Origin of the sequence: Labedella populi, from assembly GCF_004078655.1 — a bacterium.
GTDB classification, from domain to species: Bacteria; Actinomycetota; Actinomycetes; order Actinomycetales; family Microbacteriaceae; genus Labedella; species Labedella populi.
In genome coordinates this window covers 838,871-865,230 of sequence record NZ_RZNC01000001.1, presented here as the reverse complement: position 1 = coordinate 865,230, position 26,360 = coordinate 838,871, and the positions used below count along the sequence as shown (strand labels likewise).

Annotated in this window: 23 protein-coding genes; 7 read left to right on the top strand and 16 right to left on the bottom strand. The window is 68.7% G+C overall.

The window, feature by feature from the left end; translation table 11 throughout:
• Positions 1 to 160: 160 nt before the first annotated feature.
• Together ELQ92_RS04180 and ELQ92_RS04175 are read right to left on the bottom strand one after the other, a co-directional pair.
• A complete protein-coding gene (locus tag ELQ92_RS04180; protein WP_128497690.1) occupies positions 161 to 1,339 on the bottom strand; it encodes a cystathionine gamma-synthase in 1,179 nt (392 codons plus the stop codon).
• Positions 1,340 to 1,372: 33 nt separating this feature from the next.
• Positions 1,373 to 2,737: a cystathionine beta-synthase gene (locus tag ELQ92_RS04175; RefSeq protein WP_128497689.1), complete on the bottom strand. Its 1,365-nt coding sequence runs from the start codon at positions 2,735 to 2,737 to the stop codon at positions 1,373 to 1,375.
• Between the two features lie 233 nt (positions 2,738 to 2,970).
• On the opposite strand from ELQ92_RS04175, the gene ELQ92_RS04170 reads away from it, so the two are divergent.
• Both ELQ92_RS04170 and ELQ92_RS04165 read left to right on the top strand, forming a co-directional pair.
• Entirely contained in the window at positions 2,971 to 3,672 is a 702-nt protein-coding gene (locus tag ELQ92_RS04170) for a DUF3105 domain-containing protein (protein WP_128497688.1), read from the top strand.
• Positions 3,673 to 3,676: 4 nt separating this feature from the next.
• Entirely contained in the window at positions 3,677 to 4,426 is a 750-nt protein-coding gene (locus ELQ92_RS04165) for a DUF305 domain-containing protein (protein WP_128497687.1), read from the top strand.
• Between the two features lie 136 nt (positions 4,427 to 4,562).
• On the opposite strand, the gene ELQ92_RS04160 is transcribed toward ELQ92_RS04165, so the two are convergent.
• From ELQ92_RS04160 to ELQ92_RS04145, 4 genes are all read right to left on the bottom strand, one after another.
• Positions 4,563 to 6,428, bottom strand: a complete 1,866-nt coding sequence (locus ELQ92_RS04160; protein ID WP_128498027.1) for an ABC transporter ATP-binding protein — start codon at positions 6,426 to 6,428, stop codon at positions 4,563 to 4,565.
• A gap of 195 nt (positions 6,429 to 6,623) precedes the next feature.
• On the bottom strand, positions 6,624 to 7,595 hold the full coding sequence (locus ELQ92_RS04155) for a carbohydrate ABC transporter permease (RefSeq protein ID WP_128497686.1): 972 nt from the start codon (positions 7,593 to 7,595) through the stop codon (positions 6,624 to 6,626).
• Complete coding sequence (locus tag ELQ92_RS04150) at positions 7,595 to 8,728, bottom strand: carbohydrate ABC transporter permease (protein WP_128497685.1); 1,134 nt, start codon at positions 8,726 to 8,728, stop codon at positions 7,595 to 7,597. Before ELQ92_RS04150 ends, ELQ92_RS04155 begins: the two co-directional genes overlap by 1 nt.
• 134 nt (positions 8,729 to 8,862) lie before the next feature.
• Positions 8,863 to 10,182 carry an ABC transporter substrate-binding protein gene (locus tag ELQ92_RS04145; RefSeq protein ID WP_128497684.1) on the bottom strand — a complete coding sequence of 440 codons (1,320 nt, stop codon included), beginning with the start codon at positions 10,180 to 10,182 and terminating at the stop codon, positions 8,863 to 8,865.
• A 325-nt stretch (positions 10,183 to 10,507) separates the two neighbouring features.
• Between ELQ92_RS04145 and ELQ92_RS04140 the strand changes: the two genes are divergently transcribed.
• Entirely contained in the window at positions 10,508 to 11,515 is a 1,008-nt protein-coding gene (locus tag ELQ92_RS04140; protein ID WP_128497683.1) for a LacI family DNA-binding transcriptional regulator, read from the top strand.
• A 13-nt stretch (positions 11,516 to 11,528) separates the two neighbouring features.
• Here the strand turns inward: ELQ92_RS04140 and ELQ92_RS04135 are convergent, their stop codons facing one another.
• The 4 genes from ELQ92_RS04135 to rplJ form a co-directional block, all read right to left on the bottom strand.
• Positions 11,529 to 12,767, bottom strand: a complete 1,239-nt coding sequence (locus ELQ92_RS04135; RefSeq protein WP_128497682.1) for an MFS transporter — start codon at positions 12,765 to 12,767, stop codon at positions 11,529 to 11,531.
• A complete protein-coding gene (locus ELQ92_RS04130) occupies positions 12,764 to 13,231 on the bottom strand; it encodes a MarR family winged helix-turn-helix transcriptional regulator (RefSeq protein WP_128497681.1) in 468 nt (155 codons plus the stop codon). The genes ELQ92_RS04135 and ELQ92_RS04130 overlap by 4 nt, the downstream gene beginning before the upstream one ends.
• A gap of 193 nt (positions 13,232 to 13,424) precedes the next feature.
• Positions 13,425 to 13,811 carry a 50S ribosomal protein L7/L12 gene (rplL, locus tag ELQ92_RS04125; RefSeq protein WP_128497680.1) on the bottom strand — a complete coding sequence of 129 codons (387 nt, stop codon included), beginning with the start codon at positions 13,809 to 13,811 and terminating at the stop codon, positions 13,425 to 13,427.
• Between the two features lie 54 nt (positions 13,812 to 13,865).
• Entirely contained in the window at positions 13,866 to 14,381 is a 516-nt protein-coding gene (rplJ, locus tag ELQ92_RS04120; protein WP_128494034.1) for a 50S ribosomal protein L10, read from the bottom strand.
• A gap of 364 nt (positions 14,382 to 14,745) precedes the next feature.
• Between rplJ and ELQ92_RS04115 the strand changes: the two genes are divergently transcribed.
• A complete protein-coding gene (locus ELQ92_RS04115; protein ID WP_128497679.1) occupies positions 14,746 to 15,936 on the top strand; it encodes an AAA family ATPase in 1,191 nt (396 codons plus the stop codon).
• 52 nt (positions 15,937 to 15,988) lie between these two features.
• Here ELQ92_RS04115 and ELQ92_RS04110 read toward each other — a convergent pair whose 3' ends face one another.
• Complete coding sequence (locus tag ELQ92_RS04110; RefSeq protein ID WP_243694855.1) at positions 15,989 to 17,557, bottom strand: sensor histidine kinase; 1,569 nt, start codon at positions 17,555 to 17,557, stop codon at positions 15,989 to 15,991.
• Positions 17,554 to 18,300, bottom strand: a complete 747-nt coding sequence (locus ELQ92_RS04105; RefSeq protein ID WP_208004219.1) for a response regulator transcription factor — start codon at positions 18,298 to 18,300, stop codon at positions 17,554 to 17,556. Before ELQ92_RS04105 ends, ELQ92_RS04110 begins: the two co-directional genes overlap by 4 nt.
• Before the next feature lie 137 nt (positions 18,301 to 18,437).
• Here ELQ92_RS04105 and ELQ92_RS04100 point away from each other — a divergent pair, with 137 nt between their 5' ends.
• On the top strand, positions 18,438 to 19,925 hold the full coding sequence (locus ELQ92_RS04100; protein ID WP_128497677.1) for an APC family permease: 1,488 nt from the start codon (positions 18,438 to 18,440) through the stop codon (positions 19,923 to 19,925).
• Positions 19,926 to 19,975: 50 nt separating this feature from the next.
• Positions 19,976 to 20,815, top strand: coding sequence for a hypothetical protein (locus ELQ92_RS04095; RefSeq protein WP_128497676.1), 840 nt, complete (start codon positions 19,976 to 19,978; stop codon positions 20,813 to 20,815).
• A gap of 118 nt (positions 20,816 to 20,933) precedes the next feature.
• Here ELQ92_RS04095 and ELQ92_RS04090 read toward each other — a convergent pair whose 3' ends face one another.
• From ELQ92_RS04090 to ELQ92_RS04075, 4 genes are read right to left on the bottom strand one after another with little or no spacing between them, the layout of a single operon-like run.
• Positions 20,934 to 21,947: a sugar phosphate isomerase/epimerase family protein gene (locus ELQ92_RS04090; protein ID WP_128497675.1), complete on the bottom strand. Its 1,014-nt coding sequence runs from the start codon at positions 21,945 to 21,947 to the stop codon at positions 20,934 to 20,936.
• Positions 21,948 to 22,004: 57 nt separating this feature from the next.
• Positions 22,005 to 23,099, bottom strand: a complete 1,095-nt coding sequence (locus ELQ92_RS04085; RefSeq protein ID WP_128497674.1) for a Gfo/Idh/MocA family protein — start codon at positions 23,097 to 23,099, stop codon at positions 22,005 to 22,007.
• A 2-nt stretch (positions 23,100 to 23,101) separates the two neighbouring features.
• Positions 23,102 to 24,199 (bottom strand): Gfo/Idh/MocA family protein, encoded by a 1,098-nt coding sequence (locus tag ELQ92_RS04080; protein WP_128497673.1) that lies wholly within the window; start codon positions 24,197 to 24,199, stop codon positions 23,102 to 23,104.
• Positions 24,196 to 24,957: a sugar phosphate isomerase/epimerase family protein gene (locus ELQ92_RS04075; RefSeq protein ID WP_128497672.1), complete on the bottom strand. Its 762-nt coding sequence runs from the start codon at positions 24,955 to 24,957 to the stop codon at positions 24,196 to 24,198. The genes ELQ92_RS04080 and ELQ92_RS04075 overlap by 4 nt, the downstream gene beginning before the upstream one ends.
• 138 nt (positions 24,958 to 25,095) lie before the next feature.
• Between ELQ92_RS04075 and ELQ92_RS04070 the strand changes: the two genes are divergently transcribed.
• The gene (locus ELQ92_RS04070; RefSeq protein ID WP_128497671.1) at positions 25,096 to 26,316 is read left to right on the top strand and encodes an ROK family protein; all 1,221 of its coding nucleotides are present in this window, start codon (positions 25,096 to 25,098) and stop codon (positions 26,314 to 26,316) included.
• The last annotated feature ends 44 nt before the right edge of the window (positions 26,317 to 26,360 follow it).

Here is a 26,360-nt window from a genome sequence, read left to right as displayed (position 1 = left end):
GCGGAAGAGGAGCGGATGCAGCGGCTCGTCGCCTCGGGGCGCGGAGCGGGCCAGTGCTCGCGATCAGCTTATCGAATCGTTTCGAGCGACTTGAACCCTTGACTCGCCGAAAATGCGGAAACGGGCACGACCGCCGGCGGCCGCCGCACCCGTTCCGGGCTCAGCGTTGCTTGACGGCCTTCGCGAGAGCACGATCCACGTCGGCGATGAGCTCGTCGGCGTCCTCGAGGCCGACCGACAGTCGCACGACGTTCGGCGGCACCGCGAGTTCCGTCCCCGCGACCGACGCGTGCGTCATCGCCGAGGGGTAATTGACGAGCGACTCCACTCCGCCGAGGGACTCCGCGAGCTGGAAGACGCGTGTCTTCTCGGCGAAGCGGCGCGCGACCCGTTCCCCACCCGCGACCGCGATCGACAGCATTCCGCCGAAACGCGACATCTGGGTCGCAGCGATCGTGTGACCGGGGTGCGACGCGAGCCCGGGATAGTACACCGTCTCGATGCCCGAGTGCCCGTCGAGGAACTCGGCCAGACGACCGGCGTTCTCCGAGTGCCGCTGCATCCGAACGTCGAGCGTCTTCAGTCCGCGCGTCGTGAGCCACGCCTCCATCGGTGCCGCGATCGCGCCGGCGGCGAACTGCAGGAAGCGCACCTTCTCCTCGAGCTCGTCGTCGTCGAGCACGAGGCCGCCACCGATGACGTCGGAGTGCCCGCCGATGTACTTCGTCATCGAGTGCACGACGACGTCGGCACCGAGCGTGAGCGGGCGCTGCAGCGCCGGCGAGGCGAAGGTATTGTCGACGACCGCGAGGAGCCCGGCGGCATGGGCGATCTCCGTGAGCTCCGCGATGTCACTGATCTTCATGAGCGGGTTCGACGGCGTCTCGATCCACAGCATCTTCGTGCGGGGCGTGATCGCCTTGTCGACGGCACGCAGGTCGGCGAGGTCGACGACCGTGTGCTCGACACCCCAATCCCCGAAGATCCGGTTGATGAGACGGTACGTGCCGCCGTAGACGTCGTTGCCGATGACGATGTGGTCACCTGGGCGGACGACGGCCCGCAGGAGAGCATCCTCCGCCGCCAGTCCCGACGAGAACGCGAGACCGTGCTGACCACCTTCGAGCGCCGCGAGTTGCGTCTCGAGCGCCGTCCGCGTGGGGTTCGCGCTCCGACCGTACTCGTAGCCGCCGCGCAGGCCGCCGATGCCGTCCTGCACGAAGGTCGAGGACTGGAAGATGGGCGGGATGACAGCGCCCGTCGCCGCGTCGTGATCCTGACCGGCGTGGATGGCGAGCGTCGCGAACGCGCTTGTGGGGGTGGACTTCTTCTTCGCCATGGGGTCTCCTGACGGGTGTCGTGCCGGAAGCCTCTACTCGCCCAGGAAGGCGAGGAGGTCGTGGCGGGTGATGACGGCGTGCGGCTTGCCGTCGAGGGTCACGAGCAGTGCGTCGGACGACGCGAGCGCCGCACGCGCGGCTGCGAGGGACTCCCCCGAGCCGATGATCGGCAGCGGGTCGGAGACGACCGTCGACACGGCGTCGGACATCTTGGAGTCGCCGGAGAACACGTTCTCGAGGAGCGAGCGCTCGGAGACGGCCCCGATGACCTCTCCCATCACGACGGGTGGCTCGGCCGTGAGCACGGGCAGCTGGGAGACGCCGAACTCGCTCATCACCGCGATCGCGTCGCGCACGGTGTCGACGGGGTGGGCGTGCAGAAGGGCGGGGATGGCGCCGTCCTTGCCCGACACGACGTCTGCGACGGTCGCGCCCTTGTCCTCGTCGAGGAACCCGTAAGAACGCATCCACGTGTCGTTGAAGATCTTGCCGAGGTATCCGCGGCCGCCATCCGGCAGGAGGACGACGACGACGGCGTCCGCGGGGAGGTCACGAGCCGCTCGCAACGCGGCGACGACGGCCATACCGCTCGATCCGCCGACGAGCAGCCCTTCCTCGCGTGCGAGTCGCCGCGTCATGGCGAAGGACTCCGCGTCGGTCACGGGGATGACCTCGTCGACGACGGTGGGATCGTAGGCGCCCGGCCAGAAATCCTCGCCGACGCCCTCGACGAGGTACGGGCGCCCCGTGCCGCCCGAGTAGACACTGCCTTCGGGATCCGCCCCGATGACGCGAACGGCGTCGCCCGCGACCTCCCGGAGGTAACGGCCCGTGCCCGAGATCGTCCCGCCCGTGCCGACGCCCGCGACGAAGTGAGTGAGGCGGCCGTCCGTGTCGCGCCAGATCTCCGGACCCGTCGTCTCGTAGTGGCTGCGGGGGCCGTTGGGGTTCGCGTACTGGTTGGGCTTGAAGGCCCCGGGGATCTCCGCCGTGAGCCGATCGGAGACGCTGTAGTAGGAGTCGGGGTGGTCGGGCGCGACAGCGGTCGGCGTCACGACGATCTCCGCGCCGTAGGCCGTGAGCACGTTGCGCTTGTCCTCGCCGACCTTGTCGGGGAGCACGAAGATGCAGTGGTAGCCGCGCTGCTGGGCGACGAGTGCGAGCCCGACCCCCGTGTTGCCGGAGGTCGGCTCGACGATCGTGCCGCCGGGCTTCAGCAGCCCGTCGCGTTCCGCGGCGTCGACGATGCGGCTCGCGATGCGGTCCTTCGCCGATCCGCCGGGATTCATGTACTCGACCTTCGCGAGCACGGTCGCGGCGATACCGTCGGTAACCGAGTTCAGCCGGACGAGCGGGGTGTCGCCGACGAGGTCGAGAATGGAGGCTGCGTACTTCATACCGGTGTCCTTGCGTAGCTGTCAGAGGGGCGCCCTCACCCGGGCAGGGTCGTTACGACGTGACTAACGACAGCGACAACAGGGAAAGGAGGACCACACGCCTCCACTCTAGACGAGACACCGGGTGAGCACCCCGGATGATCTTCGTGCGGACGAGGGGTCCATTCGAGGGAATACACAGCGCCATCGCCTAGGTTGGAAGCACCGAGAGACCCGCGATCGAGAGGCCCCCCGTGACCCCCAATCAGCAGACGCCGTCCGGCGCGAGCATTCCCCCGACGGTTAAGAAGCAGAGCGTCAAGGAGCAGCGAGCCGCTCAGCGTGCCGAGAAGGTCGAGGCGTACAAGAAGGAGCAGGCCCGCAAGGCGCGCAACCGTCGCATCGGCATCTGGTCGGCCGTCATCGGCAGCGTCGCGATCGTCGCGCTCGTCGTCACGACGATCGTGCTCACCGCTCCGCGGAGCGCTTCGTACACGGCCGGAGGAACAGGGGCCGAGATCGAGGGCGTCGAGACCTTCGAGAACGTTTCGACGCACGTCGAGGGAGCGGTCACCTACGCGCAGACGCCTCCCGCCGGTGGGGAGCACAACCCGTACTGGCTCAACTGCGGCATCTACACCGAGGTCGTCCCGAACGAGAACGCAGTGCACTCGCTCGAGCACGGCGCCGTCTGGGTCACCTACGACCCGTCGCTGAGCGACGAGGACGTGCAGACGCTGCGTGAGAAGCTGCCGTCGACCTACGTTATCCTCTCGCCCTTCGAGGATCTCCCGAGCCCCGTGGTCCTGAGCGGATGGAACACGCAGCTGCAGGTCGACTCGGTCGACGATTCGCGCATCGCGGAGTTCATGGAGGAGTACTGGCGGAGCGACTCGGTGCCGGAGCCCGGCGCCTCCTGCTCCGGCGCGGTCGACGGCCCGGGGAAGGTGAGCTGATCCGATGACGACGAGCGACGGACGCGACGTGGACGGCGCGGTCGAGACGGAGGACACGGCTCCCTCCTCGGCCGCTGCCCCCACGACCGTCCGTCGCCGCTCGCCGATCGCCGTCGCGGTCATCGCGGTCCTCGTCCTCCTGGCGGTCGCCGCCGTGTCCTTCTCCGTCGGGCGGTTGTCGACGCTCGGCGAGGCGACCCCGACGGACACGAGCGCCGAGGCGGGCTTCGCGCGGGACATGCAGACGCACCACAACCAGGGCGTCGAGCTCGCGCTCATCGTGCGCGACCTGACCGACGCCGAGGACGTCCGCACCCTCGCGTACGACATCACGACGACGCAAGCGACGCAGTCCGGCATGATGTACGGCTGGCTTCAGGAGTGGGGGCTCTCGCAGGCCGGGCCCGAGCCGCCCATGACCTGGATGACGCGCGCGGCCCTCGACGGCTCGGGCCACGAGCACGACGGCGGCGGCTCCGCGGCCCACGAGCCGGGGGCTCCGATGCCGGGGCTCGCGACGGCGGACCAGATCGCCGAACTCAAGACGCTCACCGGCGTCGACGCCGAGGTCTACTTCCTCCAGCTCATGATCGCGCACCACCGCGGGGCCGTCGAGATGGCCGAGGCCGTGCTCGACCGCAGCACGAACGAGACGGTCACGCGCTTCGCGACGGGCGTCGTCGCGAGTCAGGAGTCGGAGATCGACCTCATGGAATCGATGCTCGCGGACCGCGGCGCGACCGACGAGTTCTGACCCTCCTCATCTCCCCTTCCTGCTCTCCCCTTTCCGCGCCCACTCGCCCCCGGTGAGATACAGCTTTTGAGCGCACACCTCGCGGCCCCCTGGCGCACTCGCCCTCGAACACCTCCTGCGGCGGGCCGCCAGTGCGTCAGAGGGCGTCCGTGCGCTGCTCCGCGTGCATCCGCGCATAGATGCCGTCGTGGGCGAGGAGCTCGGCATGGGTCCCGCGCTCCACGATGCGACCCGCGTCAACCACGAGGATGATGTCCGCGTCGATGACGGTGGAGAGCCGGTGGGCGATGGCGATCGTCGTCCGGCCCGCCGATGCGGCCTCGAGGGCACGCTGGACGATTCGCTCGGAGAGGGAATCGAGGGCGCTCGTCGCCTCGTCAAGCACGAGAACGGCGGGATCCTTGAGCAGCACGCGTGCGATCGCGATGCGCTGCTTCTCTCCGCCCGAGAGACGATAGCCGCGCTCCCCCACGACCGTGTCGTAGCCCTCCGGGAACGACACGATGGTCTGGTGGATGTTCGCCGCGATCGCGGCCTCCCGCAACTCCTCGTCCGTCGCATCCGGTTTCGCGTAACGGAGGTTCTCGGCGATCGACGCGTGGAAGAGCGAGGTCTCCTGGCTCACGATGCCGATGTGCGACACGAGGGAGTCCTGCGTGAGATCCCGGACGTCGGCTCCCGCGAAGGAGACCGTACCGCTCTCGGCGTCGTAGAAGCGCGGGACCAGATAGGACACGGTCGTCTTGCCGGCACCGCTCGGACCGACGAAGGCGGCGAACTGGCCGGGCTCGATCCGGAAGGACACCTCGTCGAGCGTCGGGCGCGAGTCCTCGGCCGCATCCGGATAGCGGAACGAGACGTCGCGGAATTCGACGAGACCGAGCGGACCCGGCGCCTCCTCGACGGTGATCGCGTCCGGCTTGTCGGTGACGCGCGGGCGCAGATCGAGGTATTCGAAGATGCGCGCGAAGAGTGCACCGGACGTCTGCACGTCGAGCCCGACCCGCATGAGGGCCATGAGGGGGAACAGCAATCGCGACTGGACCGTCGTGAACGCGACGATCGTCCCGGCGGTGACGCCCTCGTTACCGCCCACGAGCAACCAGCCCGACACGAGGTAGACGATCGCCGGGATCGACGAGAGGAAGATGTTGACCATCGCGAAGAACCACTGACCACTCATGGCCTGGCGCACCTGCAACGTGATCTGCGTCGCATTCGCGGTGCGGTACCGCTCGATCTCGCTCTCCTGACGGTTGAAGCTCTTCGACAGCAGGATCCCGGAGACACCGAGGGTCTCCTGCGTGATCGCCGTCATGTCGGACAGCGACTCCTGCGTCTGGGTCGCGATGCGCGCTCTCACCTGCCCCACGCGACGCTGCGCGGCCACGAGCGCCGGCATGAGGACGAGTGCGACGATCGTGAGCCGCCAGTCGATGAGGATCATCGCGACGACGGCCGCGAGCACGTTGACGGTGTTCCCGAGCACGCTCGACACGGTGTTCGTCAGGACACTCGCGACGCCACCGACGTCGTTCTGAAGCCGGGACTGGATGATTCCGGTCTTCGTGTGCGTGAAGAAGCTCAACTCCATCGACTGGAGCTTCGAGAAGAGTTCGACGCGCAGCGCTCCCATGACACGATTGCCGACCGTCGCCGTGAGATAGCTCTGCCAGACGCCGAGACAGCTCGTCACGATGAAGATCACGATCATGATGATGACGATCCGCGCGAGCGCCCCCAGGTTGGGGCCACCCGCTTCGGGGAAGAGCCCAACGTCGAACGCCTGCTCGACGAGCAGAGGTGGCACGACAGAGAGTCCGGCAGCGAGGACGACGAGCACCGCTGTGACGATGAGCCGGGTGCGGTACGGCGCGAACAGACCCGTGATGCGGTGGAAGAGGCCAGGGATCCTCGGGGCTTCCGCGTTGAGCGCCCGCTGCATCGATTCGTCGCTCGCGCTCACCCGCGCCCTCGGCCCACCGTGGCCGCCGCCCCGCATCGTCATGCCCTCACCATACGACCGCCATCGAGCCTCACCGGACGGTTGCGCCGAGGGCGTACCAGACCGCGCCTGCCGACTCTGCCCGCCGCGGCGAGAATGTCGGACGGCGGCGGACTCCCTTGTCCACCGCCGTCGCTCGAGGGTAGCCCCGTCGGCGGTACCGGTCGTCAGACCGAGACCGCCGGGAAGCCCCTACCCCTTCGTCGATCCCGCGAGCAGTCCTCGCACGAAGTACCGCTGCAGGCTGAAGAACACGATGAGCGGCACGAGGATGGAGATGAAGGCGCCGGCCGTGAGCAGGTGCCAGTCCTGACCACGGCTTCCCGTGATCTCCGCGAGCAGCTTCGTCATCGGGGCGACGGAGCCGTCCGCGAAGATCAACGCCACGAGCAGGTCGTTCCACACCCACAGGAACTGGAAGATCGCAAAGGACGCGATCGCCGGCATCGTGAGCGGGAGGACGATCCGGAAGAAGATCTGGCCGTGACCGGCGCCGTCGACGCGGGCCGCCTCGATCACCTCGGCGGGGATCTCCGCGATGAAGTTGTGGAGGAGGAAGATCGCGAGCGGCAATGCGAAGATCGAGTGGGCGATCCACACTTGCGTGTATCCGGACGATCCGAGCGCCGCGATCACGGGGAAGCCGAAGATCTCTCCGCGTGAGAACAGCTGCAGGAGCGGGACGAGGGCCATCTGGATCGGCACGATCTGGAGGGCGAACACCGCGATGAAGAGCATGTTCTTGCCGCGGAACTCCATCCACGCGAAGGCGTACGCCGCGAGCGACGCGATGACGAGCGGGATCGCCGTCGCCGGCAGGGTGATCGCGACCGAGTTGATGAACGCGTCCCCGAGCGTCAGCTGGCCGTTTCCCGACTGCAACACGGTCGTGTAGTTGTCGATCGTGAAGCCCCAGTTGCTGAAGATGGTCCACCAGCCGGTGGTACGCACCTCGTTCGCGGGACGGAACGACGAGACGAAGAGGCCGAACGTCGGGATCGTCCAGAGGATCGCGATCACGAGGGCGGCGATCGTCGCGCCGCGCGACGTGAGACGACGCTTCGTCCCCTTGGCGAAACCGCTCTCGACCTTGCGCTCCCCACGGGTGAGCGTCTTCTTCTGATCCTCGTCGACGGGCAGGTCGATGGGGGTGACGGCACTCATCAGCGGATCTCCCTCTGCTTCTTGATCTGCCGGGCGTTGTACACGACGATCGGCAGCACGAGGAGGAACAGCACGACGGCGAACGCCGCGGACCGACCCTGCTCGAAGTTCTTGAACTGGGTGTACATCTCGTTCGCGATGACCGAGGTGTTGTTGGCGCCGGCGGTCATCGTGCGGACGATGTCGAAGACCTTGAGCGACGCGATCGAGATCGTCGTGAGCACGACGACGAGCGACGAGCGGATGCCGGGGACGGTCACGTTGATGAACCGCTGCCAGGCATTGGTGCCGTCGAGCTCGGCGGCCTCCATCTGCTCCGCCGGAACGCCCTTGATCGCGGCCGAGAGCACCACCATGGCGAAACCGGTCTGGACCCAGATGAGCACGACGATGAGAGCGATCGTGTTCCAGGGATCGGCGGAGAGGAAGGTCACCGGCTGGCCGCCGAACCAGACGACGATCTGGTTGAGCAGACCGATCTGCTGCTGGTCCGCCGGGCGAGCGGTGTAGACGAACCGCCAGATGATCGAGGCGCCGACGAACGAGATCGCCATCGGCATGAAGACGAGGATCTTGAAGTACTTCTCACCGCGGGACTTGTCGATGAAGACCGCGTACGCGAGGCCCGCGATCGTCGAGACGACGGGAGCGATGAGGACCCAGACGATCGTGTTGAGGACGGTCCGGACGGCCTGCGGTTGCGTGAAGATCCAGATGAAGTTGTCGAGACCGACGAAGTCGGTGCCGCGTGCATTGAGGAACGCCTGCACCGTGGTCTGGATCGTCGGGACGACGAGTCCGATCACGAGGAGCACGATCGCGGGGGCCAGGAAGCCGACGAGCTGGAAGAGATACCCGGCTCCCTGTGAGGACCGGTAGTCGAGCCAGAAGAACAACACGCCGAGGACGCCGGCCGCGATGATCGCGATCGTGTACGACTCGAGTGCCACGAGGATGAGCAGCGGGATGAGGATGCACGCCGCGAGTCGGAGGATCGTGTAGACCCTGCCTCGGCGGGGCGCGATCTCGATGAAGAAGATCAGGATGCCGATCAGGGCGACGAACGCCACGATGATGATCGGGACTTGCGCGATGGCCGGCAGGGTGCTCAGCCACGTGAAGAAGGACGACATGGACGCCTCTCGAGTGCGACGGTGGACTCAGTGCTCACCATACGCGGTGTAGCGGGTCGGGTGGGTAGTGCTGTGGAGGGGCTGGGGAGAAGGGCCGCCGGGACTGTGTCCCGGCGGCCCTGCCCGTCAACCGTCTACTCGGACGGCCAGCCCGATTCGATCTGCTCGAGGACCGTCGCGGTGTCGGATCCGTTGACCCAGTCGACCATGCCCTTGAAGAACGTGCCGACGCCGACGGCGCTCGGCATCAGGTCGGACGCGTCGAAGCGGAACGTGGTCTCGGGGTCCTGGAGGATCTCGATGGCCTGCGTGAGGATTCCGCTCGAGGCGTTCGCCGGGTCGAGACCCGTGTTGGCCGAGATGACGCCCCCGAGGGCGACGCGGCTGTTGGCCCACTCCGGGCTCGAGAGGTACTCGAGCACGGCCTGCGTGTCGGCGTCGTCGCTGAACGCGCCGACGATCTCGCCACCACCGGTGACGGCCTTCGAGCCGTCGATCGACGGCGTCAGGAACGCCCAGATGTCGCCGTCTTCAGCAACGGTCGCACCGGCGTCCGTGACGAAGCCGTCGTAGAACGACGCCTGGTGGTGCAGCGCGCACGTGCCGTCCGCGAGGGCGGAGGCCGGGTCGCCGAACGGCGTCGTCGTGATCGAGGCGACGTCGCCGAAGCCCGCGTTCACGTATTCCGGGTTCTTGAGGATCTCACCGACGGCGTCGAACGCCTCGGCGATCTGCGGGTCCGTGAAGGGGATCTCGTTCGCGACCCACTGGTCGTAGACCTCGGGGCCGGCCTGGCGCAGGACGAGGTCCTCCACCCAGTCGGTTCCCGGCCATCCGGTCGCCGCGTCGGAGCCGAAGCCCGCGCACCACGGAGCGGTGCCCGTGCTCTCCCTGATCGTCGCAGTGAGCTCGACCATCTCGTCGTAGGTCGCGGGAACGGCCCAGCCGTTCTCCTCGAACTGCGACGGCGAGTACCAGATGAAGCCCTTGACGCTCGCCATGAGCGGGGCGCCGTAGAACGTGTCCTCGACCGTTCCGTAGGCCTTCCAGTCCTCGGACCAGTACTCGTCGACGTTGTCCTCGACCGCTTGCGGGGCCGGCTTGAGGAAGTCGCGCGTCGCGAGATCGGCGAGCAGGCCGGGCTGCGGGAAGATCGCGATGTCGGGAGCGTTGCCTCCCTGTGCGCGGACGGAGATCTGCGTCTCGAACTCCTTGGAGGACTCGTAGACGATGTCGATGTCGTTCTCCTCTTCCCAGTCAGCCCAGGACTGCTCGAGAAGTTCGGCTTCGGTGTCGGCGATGGTGCCGTAGACGGTCACCTCGCCGTCGCCCTCGCCTCCTCCGCTGCCACCGTTGCCGGTGCCGGGTCCGCCGGAGCATGCCGTGAGGGCCAAGCCCATCACGCCGATCGCGGCGATGGGTGCGAGAACTCGCCCCCGTGAAGTGATTCGCATCAAGTGCCTCCTCGTTGAGTGTGTGCGCCACGACGCGTAGGGCCGCAGGCTCGGGTCGATCTCCGAACGGGTCGGGAACCGGTTCCATGCACACGCTATGGCACGCCCGACCGTTGCACAACTTCCGAAGATCACAAATCGATATACCTGTGGATAACGTTGAGAGCGCTCTCAGCGCGGCGGCACCGGCCAAGACGGGGGAAACGGTGATGAGACGGGAGAGCGCTCTCATTCCGCGGCGCCTCGATCGATCGGGAACCGTTTCCATTCCGGGCCGATCGTGCGTTAGCCTCAGGTGCCGGACCCGAAGGAGGGGAGCACGACGATGAGTGGGATCTCGGACGTTGCGCGCATGGCCGGCGTCTCGAAGTCCACCGCTAGCCGGGCGCTCACGGGCGGTGGCTACGTCTCGGAGGCGACGCGCCAGCGCGTCCTTGAGGCCGCTCGCCACATCGGCTACGTCGCATCGACCAATGCGGCGAGCCTCGTGACGGGGCGCACCAAGAACGTCGGCGTCATCATCCCCTTCGTCAACCGCTGGTACTTCGGGGAGGTCCTCGAGGGCGTCGAGGACGCACTTCTCGCGTGCGACTACGACCTGACCCTCTACAACGTGCGGCCGGGCACCCCCTCCCGCTCGCGCATCTTCGAGCATTTCCTCGCCCGCAAGAGATTCGACGGCGTCATCACGATCGGCCTCGACCCCTCCCCCGACGAGCTCGATCGGCTGCTCTCCCTCGATCGCCCGGTGGTATCGCTCGGCGCTCAGTACGACGGGGTCAGCTCCGTCGCGATCGACGACGTGGCCGTGTCGCGGCTGGCCACAGAGCACCTCATCGGACTCGGTCACACACGGATCGTGCACATCGGCGGGGAACGATCGGCGGATCTGACGGGGACCGTGCACGGTCGACGGCTCCGGGGATACCTCGATGCGATGACCGATGCCGGTCTCGGCGCAGAGACGTTGCACGTCCCGAGCGAGATGACACTCCCGGGCGGCTACGCCGCCGGGGTGCAGGTCGTGAGCAACCTGCGGTCGCGCCCGACGGCGATCTCCGCGGCCTCGGACGAGGTGGCCGTCGGAGCGATCGTGGCCGCGCGCCGGACCGGGGTGCAGGTCCCCGCCGAGCTGAGTATCGTCGGCGTCGACGGGCACGAGTACGCCGAGATGTTCTCCCTCACGACGGTCGAGCAGTCGCCTCGAGAGCAAGGCGTGGCCGTGGTCGAGCTGCTCATGGACGCGCTCGGCGGCCGCCAGGAGAGCACGACGGCACTCCTGCACCCCACGCGCCTCGTCGTTCGGAGCACGACGGCCCGTCCCCGGACCTGAGTCCCGCGTCGATTCATGCGTCGCCCGTACCGACGGCCGCGGCCTCCTCGAGCGGATCGATGACCGGCACGTCGACGCGACCGAGGGCACGACGACCCAGGAGGAGCACGACGAGGGCGAGGAGGGCCGACCCCGCCGCCGTGGCGTAGGGCGCCGGGGTGCCGGACACGCGAGCGAGCTCGGCGGCGACGGGAGGGGCGACCGCGCCGCCGAGGAAGCGCACGGCCGAATAGGCCGACGACGCGACCGATCGCGGCAACTCCGTCGCCTCCATGACAGCCTCCGTGAGGACGGTGTTGATCACGCCGAGGACGAGACCACCGACCACGACTCCCGTGATGACCCCCGGGAGCGACTCGGTGAGGAGGGCGATCGCGACGAGGTCGGCCGCGAGGACGATGAAGCCGGCGGCGAGCACGGTGGTCCGTCGCACGCGCCGAGCGAGCACGGGAGCGAGCGCGACGCTCGTGATGGCGAGGGCGACCCCCCAGCCGAAGAAGACGAGCCCGAGCGTGAACGCGTCATCGACGCCGAGAGCCTCGAGGGCGAACGGGGTGTACGCGAGGAGGACGAAGAAGGCGATGTTGTAGAAGAGCGCCGTGACCGCGAGCACGGCGAGCGCTGGCACTCGGAGCGCCCGGAACGGCGCCGAGAGGGGTTGGGGAGCCGCGCGTCCGCCCTCCGCGCGCAGAAGTGTCGTGATCGCGAGGAAACCGATCGCCATGAGCGCGGCCGTCCCGAAGAAGGGTCCACGCCAGCTCACCGAACCGAGGAGCCCACCGACGAGCGGGCCGATCGCGATCCCGAGGCCGAGGGCGGCCTCGTAGAGCACGATCGCCGCCCCCGTGCCACCGGATGTCGCTCCGACGATCGTCGCGAGCGCCGTCGAGATGAAGAGCGCGTTGCCGAGACCCCAGCCCGCTCGGAAGCCGATGACGGCTTCGACGGAGTTCGACGCACCGGCGGCGACAGCGAAGACCACGATGAGCGCGAGCCCGAGCAGGAGCGTCCGCTTCGCGCCGATCCGGCTGGACAACCAGCTCGTGACGAGCATCGCGAGTCCCGTGACGAGCAGGTAGCTCGTGAAGAGCAGCGACGTCTGCGTCGGCGTCGCGTGCAGGTCGGCGGCGATGGCGGGCAGGATCGGGTCGACGAGACCGATACCCATGAACGCGACGACGCACGCGAAAGCGACCGCCCAGACGCTCCGCGGTTGCTGGAGGATCGAGCCGGCCGGCGCCCCCGCGCTCACGCGACCTCTCCGTCGACAGCCTCGGACGCGTCGAGCGCCGCGCGCTCGTCGAGGATCTCGACGACGCGTTCGATCGCGGCGACGTCGTCGTCGCTCAGGTCGGCGAAATACGGCAGGAGGGCGGTCGCGAGGGTGTCGCGCCACTCGGCGAGGGCGTCGAGCCCCTTCGGAGTCGCCGCGATGAGCCACGCCCGCTTGTCCTCGACGTCGATGATGCGTTTGATCCAGTCGAGGTCGTCGAGGTTCCGGACGATCTTGGTCATCGTCGGCTGCGTGACGCGACTGAGGCGCGCGAGTTCCCCGAGCCGCACGGGTCCGTAGGACGACAACGCACTCAGGGTGCGCCAGACGGCGGGTGATCGCTGATCGTCTGTCGCGGTTGCGGCGAGTCGCGTGAGTCGGTGGCCGCTCGAGACGAGCGCGCCCAGCAGGGTCTTGAGGTCGGTGTTCTGATCGGTACTCACGGAATCCACTTTACATAGCTCGGCTATGCAATGGTGCACCTGGCCGGATACACCTACCCCCGGACGCCGCCGGGGGTCGCGACGGGAACACGAAAGGGCGCCGTCCCGCAGGACGACGCCCTTCAGCGTGATTCGGAGCTCGGGTCGACCGGAGTCGACCCCCACCGCACGGAGTTCCCCCGAAGGGGACGACTCACTTGAGGGTGACGGTCGCGCCGGCCTCTTCGAGAGCGGCCTTCGCCTTGTCAGCAGCTTCCTTGTTGGCGCCTTCGAGCACAGCCTTGGGGGCTCCGTCGACGACAGCCTTGGCCTCACCGAGGCCGAGCGAGGTGAGCTCGCGAACGGTCTTGATGACCTGGATCTTCTTGTCACCAGCAGCCTCGAGGATGACGTCGAAGGAATCCTTCTCCTCAACCTCTTCGGCGGGCGCGCCACCGGCAGCAGCCGGACCGGCAACGGCGACGGGGGCGGCAGCGGTGACCTCGAAGGTCTCCTCGAACGCCTTGACGAACTCGCTCAGCTCGATGAGCGTGAGCTCCTTGAACTGCTCGAGCAGTTCCTCAGTTGACAGCTTTGCCATAGTTTCTTCTCCTTGTGTCGTTTACTCACCGCTTGTGAATCGCCCGGAGGACGATTACGCAGCGGACTCCTGCTTCTCGCGCAACGCGTCGACCGTGCGAACGGCCTTCGACAGCGGTGCGTTGAACAGATATGCGGCTCCGAACAGCGAGGCCTTGAAAGCGCCGGCGAGCTTGCCGAGCAGCACTTCGCGGGACTCGAGGTCGGCGAGCTTGCCTACCTCTTCGGCGGTCAGCGGGTTACCGTCGAAGTAACCACCCTTGACCACCAGGGAGGGGTTCGCCTTGGCGAAGGCGCGCAGGCCCTTCGCGACGGCGACAGGGTCTCCGTGCACGAAAGCGATCGCGGACGGACCGGCGAGCTCGTCGTCGAACGACGAGATGCCGGCGTTGTTCGCCGCGATCTTGGTCAGCGTGTTCTTCACCACGGCGTACGTTGCGTCCGCACGGATGTCCGTACGCAGCTGCTTGAGCTGCGCCACCGTGAGGCCGCGGTACTCGGTCAGCAGAACGGCGGTCGAGCTCTGGAACAGGTCCGTGAGTTCGGCAACCGAGGCTTCCTTGTTCGCCATGGCCACTCCTTGATTGTCATGTCACGCGTCACGGAAGTGACGCGCCCGACGACCGCCCGAGCCATGAAAAAAGGCCCCGGCGCAAGCGCGCGGAGCCTGGAGTCGTATCGAATCGTGAGACCCGAGACGAGGAGAACTTCGTCACACCTGCGCAGGTCACCCCGTTCGAGACGAGTCTCGTTCAGAGCCTTCGGCCGATGTGCGCTTCCGCGCACGACGACAACCGGCGGTCTTCGGTATGGCTCTACGGTACCCCACCGCGGGCACCCATGACAACTCGGGCGTGTCGCGCGGGATCACCGATGCCGGAGCGGTGCGATCGAGTCCGCTGCGGACTGTCGGAGGCGTGGGGCATCCTGTCTCCATGATCTCGACCCTCGCCGTCGCCGGCTACCGCTCCGTCCGCGATCTCGTGATCGCCCTCGGGGGTCTGGACATCGTCACCGGCCCGAACGGCTCCGGCAAGTCGAGCCTCTACCGCGCGCTGCGACTGCTCGCGAGCACGGCGGGCGCCGGGGTCACCGACGGCGGGTCCACGGGCACGGGCGTCGTCGGCGCGCTCGCCCGCGAGGGCGGGCTCGCGTCGACCCTGTGGGCGGGTCCCGAAGGGTTCTCGCGCGACATGCTCTCCGGGGATGTGCCCGTCCAGGGCGGCCGGCGCTCCTCGCCCGTGTCGATGAGACTCGGCTTCGGCGGAGACGATCTGGGGTACCTCGTGGACCTCGGGATCCCGCGTCCCGGTATCACGGCGTTCGTCAACGACCCCGAGATCAAGCGAGAGCAGATCTTCGCGGGAGGGGTCGCCCGGCCGTCGGCCGTCCTCGTCGACCGCTCGGGCCCCGCGGTCCGCGTCCGCGACGCCCACTGGCGGTCCCTCGAACGGCGGCTCGACGCGCGCGAGAGCATCCTCTCCGAGTTCGGCGGCGACGACGCGACCCCCGAGATCGACGCTGTCCGTCGTTCCATCAGACGATGGCGGTTCTACGACCACCTCCGGACCGACGCCGATGCGCCGTCGCGGCGACCGCGGGTGGGGACGGCCACCCCCGTGCTGTCCTCGAGCGGCGCCGACCTCGCCGCCTGCTTGCAGACCATCCGCGAGCAGGGCGGCGGCGACGCGGTCGATGCCGTCGTCGATCGCGCGTTCCCGGGCACGAGCGTCCGCGTCGAGGCCGACGACGGCGGACTCTTCCGCGTTCGCCTCCGCCAGCCGGGCATGCTCCGGCCGCTCGAGGCGCACGAGTTCTCCGACGGCACGCTGCGGTTCCTCCTGCTCACCGCCGCCCTGCTCTCGACGCGGCCGCCGGAGCTGCTCGTCCTGAACGAGCCGGAGACGAGCCTGCACGTCGACCTGCTGCCGGCTCTCGGAGAGCTCATCGTGGCGGCCGCGGCAGAGACGCAACTCGTGGTCGTGACCCATGCCCGCGCCCTCGTCGACGCCGTGCGCACCGGCGCCGACGCCACCGAGCACCGGCTCGAGAAGCGACTAGGCGAGACACTCGTGGCGGGTCAGGGGATGCTCGACGCTCCCGCGTGGGTATGGCCGACCCGCTGACGCCCGCCCTCCGACCGGCCCATGCGGCCTAACGCCAGACGGCGGCCGGACGTCAGACGGCGGCCGGACGGGCCGTGGCGTCGCTCGCGAGTTCCGACAGCGGCAATTCGACGGTGAAGCGGGTACGGCCGGGGGCACTCTCCACCGCGACCGAACCCCCGTGCACCTCGGTCACGGCCTGGACGATCGCGAGCCCGAGTCCTGTGCTGCCCGTCGCGCGGGAGCGCGAGCTGTCACCGCGGACGAAGCGCTCGAAGACCCGCTCGCGGATCTCGGGGGCGATCCCCGGGCCGTCGTCGGTCACGGCGATCTCGAGCCGCCCGGCCGCCGGTCCACCGGCTCCGGCCGCGGCTCCCACCATCACCGCCGGTCCCCGGAGGACCCGCAGTGTCGTCGCCACCCGCGTTCCGGCGGGAGTGTGCACTCGTGCGTTCGCGAGCAGGTTCGTGACGACCTGGAACAACCGGGAGGCGTCGCCACAGACGATCGTCGGCTCATCCTCCGGCGGCAGCTCGACCGACCACTCGTGATCGGCGGAGGACACCCGTGCATCGTTGACGGCATCGACGACGAGGGTGCGTACATCCACCGGCTCGCTCTCGAGCGCTCGGCCCTCGTCGAGTCGGGCGAGGAGGAGGAGGTCCTCGACGATCGTGGTCATCCGGCGGGCCTCAGACTCGATGCGTCCGAGGGCATAGGTCGCGTCGGACGGAAGCTCCTCCGGAGACATCCGGGTCAACTCGGCGTAGCCCCGGATCGACGCGAGGGGCGTGCGCAATTCGTGGCTCGCGTCCGACACGAACCGGCGAACCTTGTCCTCGCTCGCCTGCCGCGCCGAGAGCGCACCGCCGACGTGCCCGAGCATGCGGTTGAACGCGGCGCCGACGCGCCCGACCTCGGTCCGCTCGTCCGCGTCTTCGTCCGGCACGCGCACGGACAGTGGCACGTCGCCGCGTTCGAGCGGAAGAGTCGACACGGCCGCAGCGGTCTGGGCGACCCGTTCGAGCGGTCGGACGCTCGCACGCACGATCAGATAGGCGACGACCGTAGCGAGCGCGATTCCGCCGATCGTCACGGCGACGACGATCCAGATCAATTGGGTCACCGTCTGCTCGAGCGACGCCATCGGCAGTCCGACCACGAGAACCGAACCGTCCTCCGTCTCAACGGCGACGACCCGATAGCGGCCGAGACCCTCAGCACCGACGTCGACCGTCGTCGGGGCACCGGTCCTCGTCTGCAGGGCGAGCGCAGCGGCCACGCCCCCATCGATGTCCCGGCGGGTCCCCTGTTCGTCGAGGTACCCGGCGTAGGTCACGACACCGTTCTCGATCTCCACCCCGAGGGTTCCGGTCGACTGACCGAGGATGCCGATGATCTGACCGGGCCCCGGCTCGTCGTCCAACTCTCCCGGAGGCGGGTACGAGCGATAGCCCGTCGGAGCCCTCGACGCACGTTCGCTCGCGGCCGCGAGTTCCGAGTCGAGCCGCTGAGTGAGGATCCCGCGGACGCTGAGGATGCTCACGACGCCGATCACGAGCGCGGCGATCGCGATGAGGACCACGGTCGCCATCGTGAGCCGGCGGCGGAGCGACCAGCCTCCGAGGGCTCCCCTGTTCACGAGCCGGCGGCCTTGATCATGTACCCGGCCCCGCGAACGGTGTGGATCATCGGCTCACGTCCCGCGTCGATCTTCTTGCGGAGGTAGGAGATGTAGAGCTCCACCACGCTCGCCCGGCCGTCGAAGTCGTAGCTCCAGACCCGGTCGAGGATCTGCGGCTTGCTGAGCACCCGCCGCGGATTGCGCATGAGGTACCGGAGCAGTTCGAATTCGGTGGCCGTGAGGTCAATCTGCGAGCCCGAACGATGCACCTCGTAGCTGTCCTCATTGAGTTCGAGGTCCCCGACGGTGATGATGGGCGAGTTCGCCGCCGACACGAGCGCCGTCCTCCGGATCAGCCCGCGCAGCCGGGCGACGACCTCCTCGAGGCTGAAGGGTTTCGTGACGTAGTCGTCACCACCGGCCGTCAGTCCGGCGAGGCGATCATCGAGGGAGTCCTTCGCCGTGAGGAAGAGCACGGGGGTGTCGTCGTTCTGAGCGCGCAAGCGGTGGAGAACCTCGAGGCCGTCGAGGCCCGGCATCATGACGTCGAGCACGAGCGCATCGGGACGGAACTCCCGCACGATCCCGAGCGCCGCGTGGCCGTCCGCCGCGGTCCGGACGTCCCATCCCTCGTAGCGCAGCGCCATGCGGAGGAGGTCGGTGAGGCTCTGCTCGTCATCCACGACGAGCACGCGGATGGGCGACCCGTCGGGTTTCGTGAGTGGGGCGGGGCGGGCGGGGGTGCGGCCGGAAGGCGTCATGCTCCTCATTATCAGGATCGACCTTTGTGGCGGCTATGGGTGGCGTGAGCGCCCGCCGGAGGATCGGGCTGGGCGTTCGCCGCCCCGTCGGACGAGAATGGAGCGTCAGCGGCCCCTCTCGTCGAAGGAGCACCACCATGGGTCTTCTCTCCGCCCTCACCCGCACGAAGAGCATCGAGGCGTCGATCGCCGACTCGCATGCAGAGGGGCGCACGCTCACGCGGTCGCTCACGTGGTGGGATCTCGCCATCATGGGCGTCGCCGTCGCCGTCGGGGCGGGGATCTTCTCGGTGGGGGCGAACGCCGCGGCGAACTACGCAGGGCCATCGATCTCGATCGGGTTCGTCCTCGCGGCCGTGACGTGCGCCCTCGCCATCATGGCGTACGCCGAGTTCGCGTCTTCCGTCCCGGTCGCGGGCTCCGCCTACACGTTCACGTACGCGACCCTCGGAGAGGGACTCGCGTGGATCATCGGGTGGGACCTCATCCTCGAGATGCTCACCGCGGCGGCGGTCATCGCGAGCTACTGGGGCGTCTACCTCGACGAGGTCTTCCGGATCTGGGGCTGGAACGTCCCTCCCGAAATCCCGGTGTTCGGGCTCCAGGTGAACTGGGGCGCCTTCGTGATCGTCGCCGTCTTCACGACCCTCCTCGCGCTCGGGACCAAGCTCTCCGCCCGGGTGAGCTCCGTCTTCACCGTCATCAAGGTCGCGACGGTCCTCTTCGTGATCGTCGTCGGCGCCTTCTTCGTCCGACCGGAGAACTTCTCACCCTTCATCCCGCCGTCGCAGCCGACCGATGGTGGCGACTCGGATGTCTGGGCGCAGTCGCTCTTCTCATTCCTCTCGGGAGCGGAACCCGCGACGTACGGTGTCTTCGGGCTTCTCGCCGGCGCGTCGATCGTCTTCTTCGCGTTCATCGGCTTCGACGTCGTCGCCACGAGCGCCGAGGAGGTGGAGAACCCCCGTCGGAACCTCCCCCTCGGGATCTTCCTCGGTCTCGGCATCGTCACGGTCCTCTACATCGGCGTCAGCATCGTGCTGACGGGGATGGTGCCGTATACGGTCCTCGCGGAGGCCGAGGCCCCGTCGCTCGCGACGGCGTTCGTCGCCGTGGGAGCGGATTGGGCCGCCCAGGTCATCTCCGTCAGCATCCTGCTCGGCCTCACGACGGTCATCATGGTCCTGCTGCTCGGCCTCGCGCGCATCCTGTTCTCCATGAGCCGCGACGGCCTGCTGCCGCGCTCGTGGAGCAAGACGTCCGCGACGCGCCACACGCCGATCCGGCTGCAGATCGGCGCGGGCGCCGTCGTCGCGCTCCTCGCGGGACTCACCGACGTGGGCATCCTCGAGGAGATGATCAACATCGGCACGCTGTCCGCCTTCGTGCTCGTGAGCATCTCCGTCATCGTGCTGCGTCGGAAGTACCCGAACCGCGATATCGCCTACCGCATGCCCTGGTCACCCGTGCTCCCGATCGTCTCGGCCGCGCTGTGCCTCTGGCTCATGCTCAACCTCACGACGCTCACGTGGGTGAGATTCCTCGTCTGGCTCGTGATCGGAGCGGCGATCTACCTCCTGTACGGGCGCCGCCACTCACGCCTCGCACATGCGGAACCCGTGTGACCTGACCCGATCGCCGCGGCGCCTCGGTCGAGCGCGGTTAAGCTCGACGGGTGGACCTCCGTGATTCCCTCCGCCGGCTCGGCGACCCGCACAGCGCCGAGTTCGGCGTCGTCTCCTCCGTCGCCCTCGGCGCGCTCTCCCTCATCGATCCGTCAGCACTGAGTCCGGCCCGGCGCGCCGCGTACCGAACCACCATCGCCGCCGTCACGGGCGCGATGACCTGGGCGGCCGCCCGCTCCGAATTCGCTTCGATGGAGGCCCGCGTCGGCACCACGGTCGGAGCGACGGGAGCGGCTCTCGGTCTTGCGGAGGCGGGCGAGGCCGTCGACGCCCGCATGCAGCGCGGTCTCGTGCGACTCGGCGTCCGGAGACCGCGGATCGTGATCGCTGCGACCTCGGTGGCCTTCGCCGCCGCGACGTTCCTCGCGGACCGCGCGTGGAGCCTGCACACCCTGCCGGATCCCGACGCCCTCGCCTGGGAGGACCGGCCGCTGCCCGATCCGGTACGCGTGCTGACCGCCGCTCTCCTCGCGCGCACCGATGCGTTCGGCGCTCCCGCGTTGCGCGCGCAACTCGTGACCGCTCGCGAGCGCAGCTTCACTGACGAGCGGTTCCCATCGGTCTCGTTCGTGCAGTTCGTCGTCGCCGACGACGCGCCGCTCGCCGTACCCGGTAACGCCGTCTTTCCCGTGACGGCCCGATTCGCCGCCGACGACGGGACCCTCTACGTCGTGACTCTCGCGATCGGCGACGGGCGGCTCGCGTCTCTCGAGATGGTCGAGGTGACCGACGATGGTGAGGAACCGACGCGCGAGATGGACCGCTGGCCGGAGGCGCACGACGTCACGCTGCACGTCGAGACGCCACGCGGAACGGTCCCCCTCGGCTGACTCGATTCCGTCCTCCCGCCTCTCCCCAAACAAGCGAATGCGTACGCAACGGACAACGGCGCCTGGGATTCCCCCCGCGGATGTCCGTTGCGTACGCAATCGGAAGCATGCGGCAGAGTTACTGGTTGCTGAAGGCCGCGTCGAACGAGGCCTCCGGCCGCTTCCAGAGGAGCGACCGGATGTAGCCGACCGCTTCCTTCGCGCCGTGCAACCGGTCCATGCCGGCGTCCTCCCACTCGATCGAGATGGGCCCGTCGTAGCCGATGGCGTCGAGCGCCCGGAACGCGTCCTCCCACGGCACGTCACCGTGCCCGGTCGAGACGAAGTCCCACCCGCGACGAGGGTCACCCCACGGCAGGTGTGAGCCGAGGATGCCCGGTCGGCCCGTGTTCGGGCGGAGGCGGGTGTCCTTGCAATCGACGTGGTAGATCCGGTCCTGGAAGTCCCAGATGAATCCGACGGTGTCGACACCCTGCCACATCATGTGCGACGGGTCCCAGTTGAAGCCGAACGCCTCCCGACGGCCGATCGCCTCGAGCGTACGGACACTCGTCCAGTGGTCGTACGCGATCTCGGACGGGTGCACTTCGTGGGCGAATCGCACGCCCTCCGCATCGAACACGTCGAGGATGGGGTTCCACCGATTCGCGAAGTCCTCGTAGCCCGCGTCGATGACATCGGCCCCGACGGGCGGAAACATCGCGACGTACGGCCAGATCTTGGATCCCGTGAAGCCGACCACCGTGTCGACGCCGAGCTTGCGGGCGACGCGGGCGGAGCGCTTCATGTCCTCGGCGGCGCGCTGACGGACGCCTTCGGCGTCGCCGTCGCCCCACACGTACGGACGGAGGATCGCCTGGTGGCGGAAGTCGATCGGATCGTCGCACACCGCCTGGCCGCCGAGGTGGTTCGAGATCGCCCAGACCTTGAGGCCGTAGCGGTCGAGGATCTCGAGCCGGCTCTTCAGGTAGGCGTCGTCCTCATCGGCGCGCTTGAGGTCGAGGTGGTCTCCCGACGCCGCGATCTCGAGACCGTCGTAACCCCACTCCGAGGCGAGTCGGGCGACCTCCTCGAACGGCAGGTCGGCCCATTGGCCGGTGAACAGGGTGACGGGGTGGGTGGACTCTGTCATGTCATCTCCTCGATGAGTATGTCTCGGGCCGCGCGGTCGCCGACCCGTCGGGACCGGTCAGGGCTGGGGGACGTCGACCCAGGCGCCGGCATCAGAGGCGTCCAGCACGGCCTCCGTCACGACGGCCGCACGGAGTCCGTCCGCGAAGACGGGAAGGCCCTCCGGCCGACCGCCGCGCACCGCCGAGTAGGAGTCGACGACGAATGCATTGAAGGCGTCCTGGTAGCCCTGCGCGTGACCGGCAGGAACGGCCACGAGCCGCGCTGCGTCGGGCGAGAGCTGGTCGGCGTCGCGTGGGAGCACCGTCGTCCCCGAACGCCGACCGAGCCACAGGGTCTCCGGCTGCTCCTGATCGAAGACGAGGGACTCGGCGGCACCCGCGATCTCGACGTGCAAGCGGTTCTTCCGGCCCGGGGCGACTTGCGAGACGAGCAGGGTGCCGATCGCACCCGACGCCGTCTCGACCGTCGCGGCGACGGCGTCCTCCGTCGTGACGGCGCTGTGCTCGGCGCGCTCGGTGAAGAACGTGCGGGCGTTCGCGGCGACGCGCGTGACCCGGTCCCCGGTGACGAACTCGACGAGGTCGACGAGGTGCGAGCCGATGTCGGCGAAGGCACGGGACCGGCCTCCGGACGCCGAGTCCACACGCCAGTTGTCGTCGCTCTCCTCGAGCAGCCAATCCTGCAGGTACGAGGCGGCGAATGTCAGCAGCCGGCCGCTCTCCCCCGCGGCCACGCGGGCCCGCGCCTCCCGCACGAGCGGGTGGAACCGGTAGACGAACGGGACGCTCGCGACGACTCCGGCCGCGGCAGCGGCCGCCACGAGCCGGGCGGCGTCGGGCACCGTCGTCGCGAGGGGCTTCTCGCACACGACGTGCTTGCCCGCCGCGATGACACGCTCGGCCTGCTCGGCGTGCAGCGCGTTGGGCGTGCAGACGTGCACGACCTGAATGAGCGGATCCTCCAGCAGGGCGTCGAGCGACTCGACGCCCCGCTCGATCCCGAGCCGCTCGGCGGCGGCGGCCGCCCGGTCCGCCGACGACGACGACACGGCAACGAGCCTCGCACCCGCCGCTCGAGCGGCTCGCGAGTGCACCTCGGCCATGAAGCCGCCGCCGACGATGCCGACGCCGAGTCCCGTGGTGAACGCCATGGTCAGAGTGTCCTCTCGGACGGGTCCCAGTCCTCCGGCAGCGGGGGCACGACCGAGACGGAGCTTTCGACATCGACGGGCCGACCACTCGTGCCCGCCTCGATCGTCGACTGCATGACGTCGAGCACGTGGAAGGCGAGTTCGCCCGATGCACGCTCCGGGACGCCCGCACGGATGGCGCGCGCGAGTTCCACGACTCCCGTTCCTCGGGAGAACGTCGAGCCCGTCGCCGGGACCGTGTGGGGCTCGGGCTCGTCACCCTGGACGATCAGGTCTCCGTCGAAGGTGTTCGGGTCCGGGACCGTCAGTGTGCCGTCGACCCCGGCGATCTCGAACTGGGTGCGCTTGAGCTTCGAGTCGAAGCTGTAGACGGACTGCGCCGTCTGACCGCTCTCGAACTCGAGCAACGCTGCGACGTGGGTGGGGACGGTGACCTCGAACGTCTCTCCGGCGCGGGGTCCCGACCCGATGGTCCGATTCTCCTTCGCCTTCGAGGTCACGGCCGAGACGCGCTTCACGGGACCGAAGAACTGCACGAGCGCGGTGATGTAGTAGGGGCCGATGTCGAAGAGCGGACCGGCGCCCTCCTGGAAGAGGAAGTCGGGATTGGGGTGCCAGGACTCCGGTCCCGGGCTCTGCATGAGCGTCAGAGCCGTCAGCGGGGTCCCGATCGCGCCGGACTCGACGAGGCGACGCGACGACTGGATGCCGGCGCCGAGGAAGGTGTCGGGCGCCGTCGCGACGCGGAGGCCTGCGGCATGCGCGGCCTCGAGTAGCCCCCGCCCGCTCTCGCGCTCGAGCGCGAAGGGTTTTTCGCTCCACACGTGCTTGCCCGCGCGGAGCACCTGCAGGGCGACCTCGACGTGCACGCGCGGGATGGTCAGATTGACGACGATCTCGATGCCGTCGTCAGCGAGCAGCTCGTCGACCGTGCCGGAGGCGGGCACGCCGAACGCCGCGGCTTGCGCGGCTGCGCGCTCGAGGTCGAGGTCCGCGATGAAGCGCACCTCGACGTCCGGGAAGACCGTGAGGTTCTCCAGGTACTGCGTGCTGATGACGCCGGCACCGATGATGCCGACCCCGACCGGCCCGGCGCTCACTTGCCCTCTCCCTCGGAGAGAGCCGTCAGGAAACGGAGGCTCTCGGCGATGGCCTCGAAGCGGTCCCCGCGCGAGTCGTCGAGCTCGACGACGTGCAGGGCGTTCGGAACGGCCGCGACGATGTCCGCGATGGGAAGTCGACCGGAACCGACCGCGACCTGCTCCTTCACGTCGGTGCCGCCGGATCCGTCCTTGACGTGGATCGCGACGACGCGGTCGCCGAGGCGCCCGAGCAGCGCGACGGGGTCCTCCCCGCCGACGACGACCCAGTAGGTGTCGATCTCGAGGACGACGGAGTCGTCGAGCAGGCCGGCGAAGAACTCGATGGCGGTCTCACCCTCGATCGTCGACTCGATCTCGTGGGCGTGGTTGTGATAGCCGACGCGCACGCCGTGACGGGCGGCGACGGCGGCCGCGGCGTTGAGGGCTTCGGCGGTCGCGCGCACGTCGTCGGCGCTCTGCCACTTGTCCGCGGGAACGTGCGGGTCGATGACCGTGTCGATGCCGAGGGCCGCCGCCTTCGAGAAGACCTCGTCGAGTTCGGCCTCACCCTGCCCGATGAAGCCCTGATGGGTCGTGGGTGCTCGGAGTCCCGAGACGCGCAGCGCCTCTCCGAGGGCGGGACCGAAGCCCACGAAGCCGTAGGGCTCGACGAGGCTGTAGCCGAGGTCTGCGATGCGCTGGAGGGTCGCGCCGAGATCCTCGGCTGCCTGCTCGCGCACCGTGTACAACTGGACGGAAATGCTGGGGGAGGTCACTCGTTCTCCTCGTGATCGGATGTTCGCGTCGATGCGGGCGCACCGGTGCCCTGTCCTCAACCTTTCACGGACTTTTGACGCCTGTCAATCAAAAGTCGATCCTGGTCGCGCGTTAGTCGCCTGTGGTTTACTCAAAACATGGTCGAGCTCAGTCGTCTCGCAGCGACGCGAGCCTCCGGTGTCGGAGAGCTCCTGCAGCTGCTCCGTGACGGCGTGCCGCGGACGAAGGCCGAGATCGTCGACCTCACCGGGCTCTCCCGCTCAACCGTCTCGAGCCGCGTCGATGCGCTCGTCGGGATGGGGCTCGTGGGACCGGCCGGCGAAGCAGCCTCCTCCGGGGGACGCCCACCGGCCCGCATCGCCTTCCTGCCGTCCTCCCGGGTTGTGCTCGCGATCGACCTCGGCGCTACCCACGGGACCGTCGCGATCACCGACCTCGCGGGAACCCTCCTCGACCACGCGACGACGACTCTCGACATCGCCGACGGCCCGGACGCCGTCCTCGACTGGGCGACGACGACGGCGCTCGATCTCATGTCGGCGAGCGGTCGCCCCCGCTCCGACCTCATCGGCGTCGGGGTCGGGGTGCCGGGACCCGTCGAGCACGAGACCGGTCGTCCCATCAATCCGCCGATCATGCCCGGCTGGGATCGTTTCGACATCCCCGCCCGGCTCCGTACCGTTTTCGATGTGCCCGTCCTGGTCGACAACGACGTCAACCTCCTCGCGCTCGGGGAGCACGCGACGGCGTGGCCCGACGCCGACGACCTCGTCTTCGTGAAGGTCTCGACGGGCATCGGCGCGGGGATCGTGTCGAGCGGGACGCTTCAACGCGGGGCCCAGGGCTCGGCGGGCGACCTCGGTCACGTGCACGTGCCGTGGCATCCGGGAACGGAGCGACCGGTCGACGACGACCGCGACCTCGAGGGGATCGCGAGCGGTCCCGCCATCGCGGCGCTCCTCCGGGAGCGCGGCGTGGCGGCCACGTCGAGCACGGACGTCGTCTCGCTGGTGCGACAGGGGAACCGCGAGGCGCACGACCTCGTCCGACAGGCCGGGCGCGAGATCGGGGCGGTGCTCGCGTCGCTCGTGAACCTGCTCAACCCCTCGGTCATCGTGATCGGGGGCAGCATCGCCCGCGCCGGGGAGCAGCTCATCGCCGGGGTCCGTGAGACCGTTTACCGCCGGTCGATCCCCCTCGCGACCCAGCACCTCACGATCGTCCAGAGCCGGTCGGACGAGACCGCCGGTGTCGCGGGTGCGGCGATCCTGGTGATCCAGGACGCCCTCTCTCCGGGCTCCCGCACGTGGGACGCCGTGAGAGCCGACCCGTCGCCGGTCACGGCCGTCGCCGACTGACGGTGCGGATCCGTCCCCCCGTGCTCTCCCTACCGAGCACCACG

Bases quoted from the DNA above. Each gene is read 5' to 3' on its own strand.
- ELQ92_RS04165 (WP_128497687.1), top strand. From the start codon at position 3,677: ATGACGACGAGCGACGGACGCGACGTGGACGGCGCGGTCGAGACGGAG.
- ELQ92_RS04150 (WP_128497685.1), bottom strand. From the start codon at position 8,728: ATGTCGTCCTTCTTCACGTGGCTGAGCACCCTGCCGGCCATCGCGCAA.
- ELQ92_RS04160 (WP_128498027.1), bottom strand. From the start codon at position 6,428: ATGCGGGGCGGCGGCCACGGTGGGCCGAGGGCGCGGGTGAGCGCGAGC.
- ELQ92_RS04175 (WP_128497689.1), bottom strand. From the start codon at position 2,737: ATGAAGTACGCAGCCTCCATTCTCGACCTCGTCGGCGACACCCCGCTC.
- ELQ92_RS04085 (WP_128497674.1), bottom strand. From the start codon at position 23,099: ATGGCGTTCACCACGGGACTCGGCGTCGGCATCGTCGGCGGCGGCTTC.
- ELQ92_RS04145 (WP_128497684.1), bottom strand. From the start codon at position 10,182: ATGCGAATCACTTCACGGGGGCGAGTTCTCGCACCCATCGCCGCGATC.
- ELQ92_RS04070 (WP_128497671.1), top strand. From the start codon at position 25,096: ATGGTCGAGCTCAGTCGTCTCGCAGCGACGCGAGCCTCCGGTGTCGGA.
- ELQ92_RS04180 (WP_128497690.1), bottom strand. From the start codon at position 1,339: ATGGCGAAGAAGAAGTCCACCCCCACAAGCGCGTTCGCGACGCTCGCC.
- ELQ92_RS04105 (WP_208004219.1), bottom strand. From the start codon at position 18,300: ATGACGCCTTCCGGCCGCACCCCCGCCCGCCCCGCCCCACTCACGAAA.
- rplL (WP_128497680.1), bottom strand. From the start codon at position 13,811: ATGGCAAAGCTGTCAACTGAGGAACTGCTCGAGCAGTTCAAGGAGCTC.
- ELQ92_RS04140 (WP_128497683.1), top strand. From the start codon at position 10,508: ATGAGTGGGATCTCGGACGTTGCGCGCATGGCCGGCGTCTCGAAGTCC.
- ELQ92_RS04155 (WP_128497686.1), bottom strand. From the start codon at position 7,595: ATGAGTGCCGTCACCCCCATCGACCTGCCCGTCGACGAGGATCAGAAG.
- ELQ92_RS04090 (WP_128497675.1), bottom strand. From the start codon at position 21,947: ATGACAGAGTCCACCCACCCCGTCACCCTGTTCACCGGCCAATGGGCC.
- rplJ (WP_128494034.1), bottom strand. From the start codon at position 14,381: ATGGCGAACAAGGAAGCCTCGGTTGCCGAACTCACGGACCTGTTCCAG.
- ELQ92_RS04100 (WP_128497677.1), top strand. From the start codon at position 18,438: ATGGGTCTTCTCTCCGCCCTCACCCGCACGAAGAGCATCGAGGCGTCG.
- ELQ92_RS04115 (WP_128497679.1), top strand. From the start codon at position 14,746: ATGATCTCGACCCTCGCCGTCGCCGGCTACCGCTCCGTCCGCGATCTC.